This is a genomic window from Caballeronia sp. LZ024 (genome assembly GCF_031451455.1).
Taxonomy (GTDB): domain Bacteria; phylum Pseudomonadota; class Gammaproteobacteria; order Burkholderiales; family Burkholderiaceae; genus Caballeronia; species Caballeronia telluris.
This window is the reverse complement of the sequence record NZ_JARUXL010000001.1, coordinates 137,129-150,445: the sequence shown is the minus strand read 5'-3', so window position 1 is coordinate 150,445 and position 13,317 is coordinate 137,129. Positions and strand designations below refer to the sequence as shown.

General features: G+C 66.2%; 10 protein-coding genes. 7 read left to right on the top strand and 3 right to left on the bottom strand.

Features of this window, described 5'->3' with window-relative positions; translation table 11 throughout:
* Nucleotides 1-46: 46 nt before the first annotated feature.
* From QCE48_RS00675 to QCE48_RS00655, 5 genes are all read left to right on the top strand, one after another.
* The gene (locus QCE48_RS00675) at nt 47-1,054 is read left to right on the top strand and encodes a LacI family DNA-binding transcriptional regulator (protein ID WP_309786699.1); all 1,008 of its coding nucleotides are present in this window, start codon (nt 47-49) and stop codon (nt 1,052-1,054) included.
* Entirely contained in the window at nt 1,051-2,331 is a 1,281-nt protein-coding gene (locus QCE48_RS00670) for an AGE family epimerase/isomerase (protein WP_309786700.1), read from the top strand. The genes QCE48_RS00675 and QCE48_RS00670 overlap by 4 nt, the downstream gene beginning before the upstream one ends.
* Before the next feature lie 5 nt (nt 2,332-2,336).
* The gene (locus tag QCE48_RS00665; RefSeq protein WP_309786701.1) at nt 2,337-3,248 is read left to right on the top strand and encodes a carbohydrate kinase; all 912 of its coding nucleotides are present in this window, start codon (nt 2,337-2,339) and stop codon (nt 3,246-3,248) included.
* 81 nt (nt 3,249-3,329) lie between these two features.
* Complete coding sequence (locus QCE48_RS00660; RefSeq protein ID WP_309786702.1) at nt 3,330-3,551, top strand: hypothetical protein; 222 nt, start codon at nt 3,330-3,332, stop codon at nt 3,549-3,551.
* Between the two features lie 63 nt (nt 3,552-3,614).
* A complete protein-coding gene (locus QCE48_RS00655) occupies nt 3,615-3,860 on the top strand; it encodes a hypothetical protein (RefSeq protein ID WP_309786703.1) in 246 nt (81 codons plus the stop codon).
* Nucleotides 3,861-3,873: 13 nt separating this feature from the next.
* Here the strand turns inward: QCE48_RS00655 and QCE48_RS00650 are convergent, their stop codons facing one another.
* A complete protein-coding gene (locus QCE48_RS00650; protein WP_309786704.1) occupies nt 3,874-4,518 on the bottom strand; it encodes a glutathione S-transferase family protein in 645 nt (214 codons plus the stop codon).
* Nucleotides 4,519-4,760: 242 nt separating this feature from the next.
* Here QCE48_RS00650 and QCE48_RS00645 point away from each other — a divergent pair, with 242 nt between their 5' ends.
* Complete coding sequence (locus QCE48_RS00645; RefSeq protein ID WP_309786705.1) at nt 4,761-8,366, top strand: indolepyruvate ferredoxin oxidoreductase family protein; 3,606 nt, start codon at nt 4,761-4,763, stop codon at nt 8,364-8,366.
* Nucleotides 8,367-8,376: 10 nt separating this feature from the next.
* On the opposite strand, the gene QCE48_RS00640 is transcribed toward QCE48_RS00645, so the two are convergent.
* Nucleotides 8,377-9,696 (bottom strand): EAL domain-containing protein, encoded by a 1,320-nt coding sequence (locus tag QCE48_RS00640; RefSeq protein ID WP_309786706.1) that lies wholly within the window; start codon nt 9,694-9,696, stop codon nt 8,377-8,379.
* Nucleotides 9,697-10,158: 462 nt separating this feature from the next.
* Between QCE48_RS00640 and QCE48_RS00635 the strand changes: the two genes are divergently transcribed.
* Nucleotides 10,159-11,829, top strand: a complete 1,671-nt coding sequence (locus QCE48_RS00635) for a Na+/H+ antiporter (protein WP_309786707.1) — start codon at nt 10,159-10,161, stop codon at nt 11,827-11,829.
* A gap of 73 nt (nt 11,830-11,902) precedes the next feature.
* Here QCE48_RS00635 and QCE48_RS00630 read toward each other — a convergent pair whose 3' ends face one another.
* Nucleotides 11,903-13,207 carry a solute carrier family 23 protein gene (locus QCE48_RS00630; RefSeq protein WP_309786708.1) on the bottom strand — a complete coding sequence of 435 codons (1,305 nt, stop codon included), beginning with the start codon at nt 13,205-13,207 and terminating at the stop codon, nt 11,903-11,905.
* Between the last annotated feature and the right edge of the window lie 110 nt (nt 13,208-13,317).

Below are 13,317 nucleotides of genomic sequence, written 5' to 3'. Positions count from 1 at the left end.
AAACACGGCGCAAAACGACCATACAGCAGAGACAGATACCACCACGATGGCGACCACCATTCGCGATGTCGCGCGAGCAGCAAGCGTCTCGATCGGCACCGTTTCGAGAGCGTTGAAAAATCAGCCGGGACTGTCCGAGGCGACGCGCATGCGTGTCGTAGAAGTGGCACAGCAACTCGGCTACGACTCCGCGCAACTGCGCACCCGCATTCGCCGCGTCACCTTTCTCCTGCATCGGCAACACAACAACTTCGCCGTCAGCCCGTTTTTCTCGCATGTGCTCAACGGTTTCGAGGAAGCGTGCCGCGAACGGCGGCTCGTGCCCTCCGTTCTGACGGCCGGCCCCACTCAGGACCTCGCGCAGCAGATGCGCCTGCATGCGCCCGACGCCATCGCGGTCGCCGGCTTCGTCGAGCCGGAACTGCTCGTGCACCTGCATTCGATGAACCGGCCGACGGTGCTCATCGACCTCTGCGCGCCCGGCTTTCGCTCGGTGAATATCGACAACATCAAGGGCGCGTCGCTCGCGATGCAGCATCTCTTTGCGCTCGGGCGGCGGCGCGTCGCGTTCATCGGCGGGTCGCTCGCTCATCACAGCATCGCGCAGCGCGCGCTCGGCTACCGGCTCGCGTATTTCGAGGCCGGCCTCCTGTTCGATCCGACGCTCGAAATCAACACGCAGCCCGGCATCGCCGCCGATCTGGCCGCCGCCGACGCGATGGAGCGCCTGATCGTGCAGGCGCGCGCGCAATCGAATCCGCTCCCCGACGCCGTTTTCGCCTATAACGATGCAGCGGCCCTCGCCGCGATGCGCGTCTGCCTCGCACATGGCGTGCGGGTGCCGCAGGACATCGCGTTCGTCGGCTTCGACGACATTCCGGCCGCCGCGCAAAGCACGCCGCCGCTCTCGACGGTGACTGTCGACAAGGAAGCGCTCGGACGGCGCGGCGTGGAACTGCTGCTGGAAGACAGCCCGAACACACTCGACCCGGCCGACACGCTGGTGCCGGTACATTTCATCCCTCGCGCGAGCTCCGGCTCGACCTCGACATGAACTCGACCGCCTCAACCGTCGCCGCTCCGCCCGAATCGATCGCGCCGTCGCAAGCTTCCTCGCAGCCGCGCCAGATCGACTTCCGCAGCCGCGACTTCCTGCTCTCGCATGTGCGCGACACGCTCGCGTTCTATGCGCCCACCGCGCGCGATCCGTCGGGCGGCTTCTTCCATTTCTTCAAGGACGACGGCCGCGTCTACGACCAAACGACGCGCCATCTCGTCAGCAGTACGCGTTTTGTCTTCAATTACGCGAAGGCGTATCGCCATTTCGGCGACAAGGCGTATCAGGACGACGCGCGCCACGCGTTCCAATTCCTGCGCGACGCCCACTGGGACGCGCAGCACGAAGGCTACGACTGGGAAATCGAATGGCGCGACGGCGCGAAGCGCACGCTCGACGGCGCACGCCACTGCTACGGCCTCGCGTTCGTCCTGCTCGCGTGCGCGCATGCGTCGATGGCGGGCATCGACGAAGCCACGCCGATGATCGCCGAGACGTTTCATCTGCTGGAGCGCCGCTTCTGGGAGGCCGAAGCCGGTCTCTACGCCGACGAAGCCACGCCCGACTGGCAACTGTCGTCGTATCGCGGACAGAACGCGAACATGCACGCGACCGAAGCGCTCCTCGCCGCCTACGAGGCGACCGGCCACGTCATCTATCTCGATCGCGCGGAGAAGATCGCCGGCAACATCACGCTGCGGCAGGCGAAGCTGTCGAACGGGCTCGTGTGGGAGCATTTCCATCCGGACTGGTCGGTCGACTGGCATTACAACGAATCCGATAGTTCGAACATCTTCCGTCCGTGGGGCTTCCAGCCCGGCCATCAGACGGAATGGGCGAAGCTGCTCCTGATTCTCGAACGCCATCGCGCGTTGCCGTGGCTCGCGCCGCGCGCCGTCGAACTGTTCGACGCCGCCTTCAACCGCGCCTGGGACAACCGCCACGGCGGCCTCTACTACGGCTTCGGCCCCGACGACACCATCTGCGACCACGACAAGTACTTCTGGGTGCAGGCCGAAAGCTTCGCCGCCGCCGCGCTGCTGGGCGCGCGCACCGGCCGCGAACGCTTCTGGGACTGCTACGACGAACTCTGGCGCTATAGCTGGGCGCATTTCGTCGACCACGAATACGGCGCGTGGTATCGCATCCTGACGTGCGACAACCGTAAGTACGGCGACGAAAAGAGCCCCGCAGGCAAGACCGACTACCACACGATGGGCGCGTGCTACGAGGTGCTGAACGCCCTTCCCGCGCCGGAGACAACCGCAAGGTGAACAACATGGCCGTACCACAGCAGACCTTCCCGAAGTTCGTCTCCGCCGGCGACATCCTCACCGACATGATCCGCACCGACGCCGCGTCGTGGCTTTCGCGTCCGGGCGGCGCGGGCTGGAACGTCGCGCGCGCGGTTGCGCGGCTCGGCCTGCCGACGGCCTGCGCGGGCTCGCTCGGCACCGACAATTTCTCCGACGACCTCTGGGACGCGAGCGAGGCAGCGGGCCTCGACATGCGTTTCATGCAGCGCGTCGAACGGCCGCCCTTGCTCGCGATCGTCCACAAGACGCAGCCGCCTACGTATTACTTCATGGGCGAGAACGGCGCCGATCTCGCCTTCGATCCGGCGAAGCTGCCGCAAGGCTGGATGGATCAGGTGCAATGGGCGCATTTCGGCTGCATCAGCCTCGTGCGTCAGCCGCTCGGCGCAACGCTCGCCGCGCTCGCCGCGCAACTGCGCAGCCACGGCGTGAAGATCAGCTTCGATCCCAACTATCGCAACCTGATGGAAACCGGCTACGAGCCGGTCCTGCGCAACATGGCCTCGCTCGCGGACCTGATCAAGGTGTCCGACGAAGACCTGCACATGCTGTTTCGCGGCATCCCCGAAACGGATGCGCTCGCACAAATCCGCGCGATGAACCCGCAGGCGAGCGTGCTCGTCACGCGCGGATCGAGCGAGGCGGCACTCTATGTCGGCGATGATGTCTATCGCGCGAAGCCGCCGCAGGTGGAGGTTGCCGATACGGTCGGCGCCGGCGATGCGTCGATCGGCGGGCTGCTCTACAGCCTGATGACGCGCGAAGGCGGCTGGCCCGAACATCTGCGCTTTGCGCTCGCGGCGGGCGCGGCCGCGTGCCGTTTTTCGGGCGCGCATTCGCCGTCGCTGGACGAGGTCGAGGATCTGCTGCGATAGTTTTCGTCCCGGGCGCCGTGGTCACGCACGTTGCATATCCGCGTGCTAGCATGAATTTTCGTCAACGCCTGGGGCCGCATCATGGACGACACGACCTACACGAAGGGTCTCTACACCGCGACCATCGGCGTGCGCGCCGTCGACGGCGGCCAGTTCCAGGGTCTCGTTTCACTCGCGCGTGACGACGGCGAGGCGACCGACGCGACGGTCTACGAAGTCGAGGCGACGTCGCAAAACGAGGACGAAGCCCTCGAAGAAGCGCGAGCCCTTGCGCATCGCATCCTCGGCGAAATCGAACTTTAGGCAAGCCCGGCCGCGAACGCGTCGCGCGCGGTGCGCGAGCGCCCGGCCCGAACGGAGGACATCATGGCGGAACAGCTTTTCCTCTACGGCGTCTACGCGATCCATGTGCGCCCGCTCGAACTGCAGGGCGCGCGCTGGGACGCCGAATACGAAATCCGTCATCACGACAAGGCCGTGAAGACATGGACGACGGTCGGCGGCGATGGCGGCCTGTCGAACCCCGCCGAGGCGGTCGATCTGGCGCACAAGCAGGCCGTCGCCGATATCGAAGCCGGTGCGGGCATTCCGAAGCCGCGCGCGTTTCCCTAAAGCCGCCGCCCGCTCAGACCTTCACAGTGGCCGTTCCCGTGTGCGGTTTAAGAGCAAGCCGTTCGGCCTCACGGTGATCGATCGCCGCCGCCCGCGCGTGCCCATCGCGCGCAACCGCCCGATCGACGTAATCCGACAGCGCGCCGCCCGGCTCGATCAGCTTCGCCATGTACGCGATCTGGAGCGTGCTCGCGACCAGAATGTCGGCGGCGGTGAAGCGCTCGCCGACGAGCCACGGGCCGTCCTTCAGCGCGCCTTCGACCGCATGCTCGACGCGCCCCAGATCGCCCCAGCCGAAGCTCACGGTATTGCCCGGCGCGCCCGTCATGCGCTCGGCCATCGCCGGCTCCAGACACGCGCCGGTAAAGAAGAGCCACTGCAGGAAGCGCCCGCGCAGCGGTTCGCCGTGCGGCACGCCGAGCTTTGCGTCGGGGAATTTGTCGGCCAGATACAGCAGCACGGCGCCCGACTCGGCGACCGTCACGCCGTCGTCGTCGAGCGCGGGCAGCTTCGACATCGGATTGACGCGGCAGAACGCCGGTTCGTTCTGATCGCCCGCACGGATGTTCACGAACGCGAGGTCGTAAGGCGCGTGTAATTCCTCGAGCATCCACAGCGCGCGGAAGGCGCGGGTTTTCGGCCAGTAATAGAGCTTCATCGGCGGGTCGTCCCTGGGTGAATCGGCAGCGTTAAGGTTACCGCAACGCGCCCGGCCAAAGCTTCGGGTTTACGCGAGGACGCCGCGCATAGAGGGCGATCTCACTCCGCTATCCCGAAATCAAGCGGATTCTTGTTCGACTCCGCGAAGCGAGCGACGAGTCCGCAAAAAAATTCCGGTTTTGTTGACGAAAAATGGAGTCTTCGCGAAACCCCACGCCACATAACAACGCCGGAGACTTCATGAACGCGCGCGTTCCCCTCGATGCGATCCAGAACACGCAGGACGATTCTCAAGGCGGCCTGACGCCCGCCCTGTCCGACTACAAGCTCACCGACAACCTCTCGGCCACGCGCGGCCGCATTTTTCTGACCGGCACGCAGGCGCTCGTTCGGCTCGTCTTGATGCAGCGCGAACTCGACCGCGCCGCGAACCTGAACACGGCGGGTTTCATCAGCGGCTATCGCGGTTCGCCGCTCGGCATGGTCGACCAGCAGTTGTGGAAGGCGAAGAAACTGCTCGCGTCGCATGACGTGCGCTTTCTGCCCGCGATCAACGAGGAACTCGGCGGCACCGCCGTGCTCGGCACGCAGCGGGTGGAATCGGACGAAGAACGCACCGTCGATGGCGTGTTCGCGATGTGGTACGGCAAGGGCCCGGGCGTCGATCGCGCGGGCGATGCGCTCAAGCACGGCAACGCCTACGGCTCGTCGCCGCACGGCGGCGTGCTGGTCGTCGCGGGCGACGACCACGGCTGCGTGTCGTCGTCGATGCCGCATCAGAGCGATCAGGCGATGATCGCGTGGAGCATGCCGGTCGTGAATCCGTCGAATATCGCGGACATGCTCGAATTCGGCCTGTACGGCTGGGCGCTGTCGCGCTTTTCGGGCGCGTGGGTCGGCTTCAAGGCGATCTCGGAGACGGTGGAATCCGGCTCGACCGTCGATCTCGATGCGATTGCGACGTCGTGGAAAGCGCCGGCGGATTTCGTCGCGCCCGCGGGCGGCCTGCACAACCGCTGGCCCGACCTGCCGAGCCTCACGATCGAAGCGCGCCTCGCGGCCAAGCTCGACGCCGTGCGCCACTTCGCGCGCGCAAACAGCATCGACAAGTGGATCGCGCCGAGCGCGCACGCGAACGTGGGTATCGTGACGTGCGGCAAGGCGCATCTGGACCTGATGGAAGCGCTGCGCCGGCTGGAGTTGACGGTCGAGGATCTGGAAAGCGCTGGCGTGCGCATCTACAAGGTCGGGCTGTCGTTTCCGCTCGAAATGACGCGGCTCGATACGTTTGTCGAAGGGCTGTCGGAAGTGCTCGTGATCGAGGAAAAGGGTCCGGTCATCGAGCAGCAGATCAAGGATCATCTCTACAACCGCAGCTCAGGCGCGCGGCCCGTCGTGATCGGCAAGGCGGCGCAGGATGGCGCGATGCTGCTGTCGTCGCTTGGCGAACTGCGGCCGTCGCGCGTGCTGCCGGTCTTCGCCGACTGGCTCGCGCGCCACAAGCCGGCGCTCGATCGCCGCGAGAAAGTGGTCGATCTCGTCGCGCCGCAGATTCTCTCGAACGTCGCCGATTCGGTGAAACGCACGCCGTACTTCTGCTCAGGCTGCCCGCACAACACGTCGACGAAGGTGCCGGAAGGCTCGGTCGCGCAGGCGGGCATCGGCTGCCACTTCATGGCGTCGTGGATGGAGCGCGACACCACCGGCCTGATTCAGATGGGCGGCGAAGGCGTGGACTGGGCGTCGCATTCGATGTTCACGAAGACGCCGCACGTCTTCCAGAATCTCGGCGACGGCACCTATTTCCACTCGGGCATTCTCGCGATCCGCCAGGCGGTCGCGGCGAAAGCGAACATCACCTACAAGATTCTCTACAACGACGCCGTCGCGATGACGGGCGGCCAGCCGGTCGACGGCAGCATTTCCGTGCCGCAGATTGCGCGCCAAGTGGAAGCCGAAGGCGTCGCGTTGCTCGTCGTGGTCAGCGACGAACCGGAAAAGTACGAAGGCCACGAGGACGAGTTCCCGCGCGGCACGACGTTCCATCACCGCGGCGAACTCGACGCCGTGCAGCGGCGCCTGCGCGACACGCCGGGCGTCACCGTGTTGATCTACGACCAGACGTGCGCGGCGGAAAAGCGTCGTCGGCGGAAGAAAGGCGAGTTTCCCGATCCGGACAAGCGTCTCTTCATCAACGAAGCCGTCTGCGAAGGCTGCGGCGATTGCGGCGTGCAGTCGAATTGCCTGTCGGTCGAGCCGGTCGAAACGGAACTCGGGCGCAAGCGCCGCATCGACCAGTCGTCGTGCAACAAGGACTATTCGTGCGTCAACGGCTTCTGCCCGAGCTTCGTCACGCTCGAAGGCGCCAAGCTGAAAAAAGCGGCCGGCAACGCGTTCGATCCCGATGAACTCGCGCGCCGCGTCGATGCGCTGGCGATGCCGACCCTGCATCTCGACAACGCGCCCTACGACATCCTGATTACCGGAGTCGGCGGCACGGGCGTCGTGACGGTTGGCGCGCTCATCAGCATGGCGGCGCACCTCGAAGGCAAGAGCGCTTCCGTGCTCGATTTCATGGGCTTCGCGCAAAAGGGCGGCTCGGTGCTGTCGTTCGTGCGCTTCGCCGCGACCGACGCGCTCTTGAATCAGGTGCGCATCGACACCCAGCAGGCCGACGTGCTGCTCGCCTGCGACATGGTCGTCGGCGCGAGCGCGGACGCGTTGCAGACCGTGCGTCACGGGCGCACGCGGATCGTCGTGAACACGCACGCGATTCCGAACGCGAGCTTCGTGACGAACCCCGACGCGAACCTGCACGCCGACGCGCTTCTCGACAAGATGGCGCACGCGGCGGGCGCCGAGCGCATGCAGACCTGCGACGCGCAGTCGATCGCGACGCGTTTCCTCGGCGATACGATCGGCGCGAACATCCTGATGCTCGGTTACACCTGGCAACTCGGGCTCGTGCCCGTGTCGCTCGCGGCGATGATGCGCGCGATCGAACTGAACAACGTCGCCGTGCCGATGAACAAGCTCGCGTTCGCGATCGGGCGGCTTGCCGCCGCCGATCTTCCGGCGCTCGACGCGCTGCGCAAGACGGCGCACGTGCCGCGCATCGACATGAACGCGATGCCGTTGCCCGCGCTGATCTCGGATCGCGAGCGGCGTCTCGCGGAATACGGCGGCGCGAAGTACGTGGAGCGGTATCGCAAGCTGGTGAACGCCGCGGCGGCGTCGCACAACGACGCGATCACGCGCGCGGTCGCGACGACGTTCTACAAGCTGCTCGCGGTGAAGGACGAATACGAAGTCGCGCGCCTGCACGCCGATCCGGCTTTCCGCGCAGCGCTCGAAGCGCAGTTCGAAGGCACGGCGGGCCAGGATTTCGCGGTGAAGTTCAATCTCGCACCGCCGGTGTTGTCGAAGGCGAAGAACGGCGGCGCGCCGCGCAAGATGACATTCGGCCAGTGGCTATGGCCGGTGCTCGGCACGATGGCGAAATTCCGGGCGCTGCGCGGCGGCATGCTCGATCCGTTCGGCAAGACGCTCGAACGACGCATGGAACGTGAACTCGCCGACGACTTCGAAACGACGATGTCACGCGCTTTGCGCGCACTGACCGCGGATAACGCGAAAGACGTCGAAGCGCTCGCCGCGTTGTTCGAGCGCGTGCGCGGCTACGGTCATGTGAAGCTTGCGAACCTCGCGATGGTGAAGCGCCGCGAGCGCGATCTGGCCGAGACGCTCGGCATCGAAGCAGCGACGGGCGCGGCCGTGCGCGCGTCGCTCGACGAGATGAAGGGCGCGGCGAGCCTCAAGGGCATTCCCGTCGTGGTCGCGAAGTAGGCATCGTCGCCTACTCTTCCTCGTCCTCCGCGAGCCAGTCGATATCGCCGCACAGCACGCAGCGTTTGCCGCCCGCGCGCGTCTCCACCGAGAGCGTCACGCACGGCAGCGCCTCGTTGATCGACAGATACGGCGTCGTGACGTGCACGCGTTCGGGGTCGCCGAGCGCCGCGCGGAAATACGGCCGGCGCAGCCAGTTCGCGCCCTGCGCATCGACGAGCGGCATGAAGCGCGCCTCGTGCGCCGCGCGATCGGCGCGCAGCACGACGTTGCGGCCCGCCTGACGGCCGTTCTGGTCGAGCAGGAAGCAGCGCGCGGCGTTATCGAGCGCGAGGAAATTCCAGACCACCTCTTCCAGCGGCTCGCCGGCGGCGAGCCGCTCGGCCGCGCGCTCGAACGCGCGCACATACGGCTGGAGCCGCGTCGCGACGCGCCGTTCGCGCGCTTCCGTCTGCAGTCGATACCGCTCGGTCAGTTCGCTGATGATCGTCTGCGCCTGCACGCCGTCGGCGAGACCGGGGCTGGGGCGCGCGAAGAAAAAACCCTGCACGAAGTCCGCACCGCTCGCGAGCGCGAGTTGCGCTTCGTGTTCCGTCTCCACGCCTTCGATCAGCACCAGCTTGCCCGCCTCGTGCAGTAACGAAACGATCCCCGACAGCACCGCTTCCATGTTGCGCCGCTGCTTGGCAGAGCGCGCCGTCGCGGCCGCGTGGACGTTGTGCCCGGCGTGCGAGAGCATCACGCGGTCGAGCTTCACGAGATCGGGATCGAGCTGCCAGATGCGTTCGATGTTCGAATGACCGGCGCCGAAGTCGTCGAGCGCGATCAGGAAACCGTGCTCGCGGAATTGCTGCACGGCCTCGGCGAGACGCTCGATGTCTTCCGCGCGCTGCTCGAGCACCTCCAGCACGACCCGGCGCGGCTCGATCTTCAGGCGCTTGAGGTTCGCGAGCAGCGCGGCGGCGTGATACGGCTCGGTCAGCGCGCCCGGATGCACGTTCAGAAAGAGCCACTCGGTTTGCGCGCCGAGCATCTTGAAGTTTTCGAGATGCAGCGCCTGCGAGAGCCGGTCGATCTGCAATGCCTCGCCGACGCGCGCCGCCTGTCCGAACACGTCGAGCGGCGACACCGGCCGATCGAGCGTGTCGTGCGCGCGCAGAAGCCCTTCGTATCCGACCGCGCGCATATGCGAAAGGCTGAACACCGGCTGGAAGACGCTGGAGAGCGTCAGTTCCCCGTGGTCGACCGAGTAGCGGTCAAACCCGGAGGACACGCTCAGTTCGAAATTGCGCGCGGAGATCGTCGTTTTCTCGGGGTTGGCGATCACCATCTCTGCATCCTCGCCTGCATCCGGGTCTGAAGAACCCACCAGAGCCCCCGCCGGGCTTTCGCGACGAGCATCCTGCCGGGCCTTTCGCCTGCAACCGGGCCTTTGCCCCGACGCGCGCCCGTTTCCACCGATTCGCTGTTCATGCAACGGCCCTCTTTGATCTATTCGGGGATCATGGCGTCCCGTGGCTTTCGGTAAAGCAAGCTCCGTGCTCGCGGACCAGCGTGGTTTTGTCGGCTTTTTGCACCGGCGACGCGCGAGAGGACGCCATCGCCGCGCAGGCACGCGGGCGGTGCGCACCAGCCGGGTGCAATCGGTCGGACGAAACGCGGGCGCCTACGCCGTCGCGAATCGCGCGGGATGGCGCTGGGTCGGGCTAAACTTCGCGCTTGTCTCAAAAATAATCCTAGACGCAGGATCGTCCGACTTCCATGCGTGCGTCGCGTGGATTCTCAAAAAAACATGGAAATCGTCTTTACCGTTCTGATCCTGTTGCTCGTGGTCGCGCTGTCGGGCGTCGGCCTGAGCCTGCTGCCATTCAAGCTGCCGTTGCCGCTGATTCAGATCGCGCTCGGCGCGCTGCTCGCGTGGCCGGGTTTCGGGCTGCACGTCACGTTCGATCCGGATATCTTCCTGCTGCTTTTCATTCCGCCGCTGCTTTTCGCGGACGGCTGGCGCATTCCGAAACGCGAACTCTTCATGCAGCGTCGCGCGATCCTGATGCTCGCGCTCGGGCTCGTTTTCATCACGGTCGGCGCGCTCGGCTACTTCCTGCACGCAATGATTCCGGCGATGCCGCTGCCCGTCGCGTTCGCGCTTGCCGCCGTGCTCTCGCCGACTGACGCCGTCGCGCTGACCGGCATCGCCGGGCGCGGCAAGATTCCGGCGAACCTGATGCACATCCTCGAAGGCGAGGCGCTGATGAACGACGCGTCCGGCCTCGTCGCCCTGAAGTTCGCGATCGCGGCCGCGCTCACCGGCGTGTTTTCGTTGCGCGACGCGGCCGTGAGCTTCGTCGTCATCGCGGCGGGCGGGTTGGCGATCGGCGCGGCGATTAGCTGGATCGTCACCGAGATTCCGTCTCGGCTCCTGAAGTTTTCCGAAGACGACGACCCCGCCGCCGGCGTCGTCCTCACGCTGCTGATTCCGTTCGCCGCCTACCTGATCGCGGAGCACGCCGGCTGCTCGGGCATTCTCGCGGCGGTCTCGGCGGGCATGGTGATGAACATCCAGAGCCTGCGCGAAGGCATTCCGACGGTCGTGCGCGTGCGCATGACGAGCACCTGGACGATGATCGAATTCGTCTTCAACGGCATGGTGTTCATCCTGCTCGGGCTGCAGTTTCCGCACATCCTCGGACGGGCGCTGATCGAGGCGCATCACGACGGCAACCAGCAGGTGGGCCTGTTGCTCGGCTACGTGGCGGCCGTGATGGTCGTGCTCTACGCACTGCGCTTCGTGTGGGTGTACCTGCTACGCTGGTTCGCGAGCCGAGGCGCCGCGAAGCAGGGCATCGAAAGCGCCGCGGCAGGCGGCGCGCGCACGCTCGCCGTGACGACGGTCGGCGGCGTGCGCGGCGCGGTGACGCTCGCGGGCGTGCTCGCGCTACCCGTCACGCTCGGCGACGGGACGCCGCTGCCCGGCCGCGATCTCGCGATTTTCATCGCGTCGGGGGCGATTCTCGTGTCCTTGCTGGTGGCGGTCGTCGGCTTGCCGGTGCTCTTGCGCGGGCTCGCGCGCGGACGCAATCCGAATGCGGCCGAGGAGCGCGTCGCACGGGTTCGCGCCGCACAGGCCGCGATCCGCGCCATCGACGATACGCACGAAAGGCTGACGAACGAAATGGACGAAGCGGGTTCGGCGCGTTGCGCGGATACGACCGCGCGCGTGATGAACCTCTATCGGCGGCGGCTGGAGGCTTACGGCGAGGAGGAGTCGTCGCGCAAGGCCGCGCGGCAGAGCGAAGTGGTGGAGACGAAGCTGAAGATGTCGGCGCTCAGGGCCGAGCGCGTGGAGTTGCTGAAGATGCGCGCCGACCAGACGATCAACGACGAAACACTGAACAAGCTGATGCGCGAGATCGACTTGTCGGAGACGGCGATCGTCACGCGCAAACGTGGAGCGCGCGGGTAGAGGCGCTTCGGGATGCACCTGCGCTTCTGCGCAAGCGCATCGAAATCAAACGACGCGCCCCGCGCGCCGCGCCTCAAACCACGCCCGAGCCGCGCCGGCGCAAGAGCGCATAGAGGATGATCGCGCCGAACGTCGCGGTGCCGATGCCGCCGAGCGCGAACCCGCCGAGCTTCAGCGTGAAGTCGCCAGCACCGAGCACGAGCGTCACGGCCGCGACGATCAGATTACGGTTGTCGGAGAAATCGACCTTGTTGACGACCCAGATGCGCGCGCCCGTCACCGCGATCAGCCCGAACACCACGATCGACACGCCGCCCAGCACCGGCCCGGGAATCGTCTGGATCACCGCGCCGAACTTCGGCGAGAAGCCGAGCACGATCGCGATCACTGCCGCGATCACGAAGACGAGCGTCGAGTAGATTTTCGTGACGGCCATCACGCCGATGTTTTCGGCGTAGGTCGTGACGCCCGTTCCGCCCGCGAAACCCGACGCGATGGTCGCGAGGCCGTCGCCGATGAACGCCCGGCCGATGTAGCGATCGAGGCTCTGCCCCGTCATCGCGCCGACCGCCTTGATGTGCCCGAGATTTTCCGCGACGAGGATGATCGCGATGGGCGCGAGGAGCGTCATCGCCTGGCCGTCGAAGACGGGCGCCGTGAAGTGCGGCATGCCGAACCACGCGGCGTTCGCGACGATCGAGAAGTCGATCGGCTTGCCGCCCATGCCCATGCCGTTCGTGAGCACCGCGTAGATCACGTAGGCGATGGCGAGGCCGATCAGGATCAGGAGCCGCTGCGCCATGCCGCGCGCGAACACTGCCACGCCGCCGACGCAGAGCACGGTCACGAGCGCCATCCACGAATCGAAGTTGCTGCCGCTCACGCCCTTCACGGCGATGGGCGCGAGATTCAGCCCGATCACCGCGACGATCGCGCCTGTTACGACCGGCGGCATCAGCGTTTCGATCCATTTCGTGCCGATTGCCGCAACGATCAGTCCGATGATTGCGTACAGCACACCGCACGCGATAATCCCGCCGAGCGCAAGCGGGATGTTCATGTTTGGGCCTTGCCCGCCGTAGCCCGTCACCGCGATGACGAGCCCGATGAACGCAAAGCTCGAGCCGAGATAGCTCGGCACGCGCCCGCCGACCAGCACGAAGAACAGCAGCGTGCCAATGCCCGACATGAAGATGCAGAGGTTCGGATCGAAGCCCATCAGGAGCGGCGCGAGCACCGTCGAGCCGAACATCGCGACGACGTGCTGGACGCCCATCGCGAACATCTGCGGCCACGGCAGCCGCTCGTCGGGCGCGACGACGCGTCCCGCGTCCGCGCTCGGCTGGGTCCGCCAGCGCGGAAAGTAGGAATCGGACATGGGCGCACTCCTTCTCGGTTTTCGGCGACGAGGCACGGCCGTCCGGCGCGCTCGTCGCGGGCTTGTCTTGGAAATTAGGCGCGAGTGTACGGAGTGCATCTCGCGCTGAC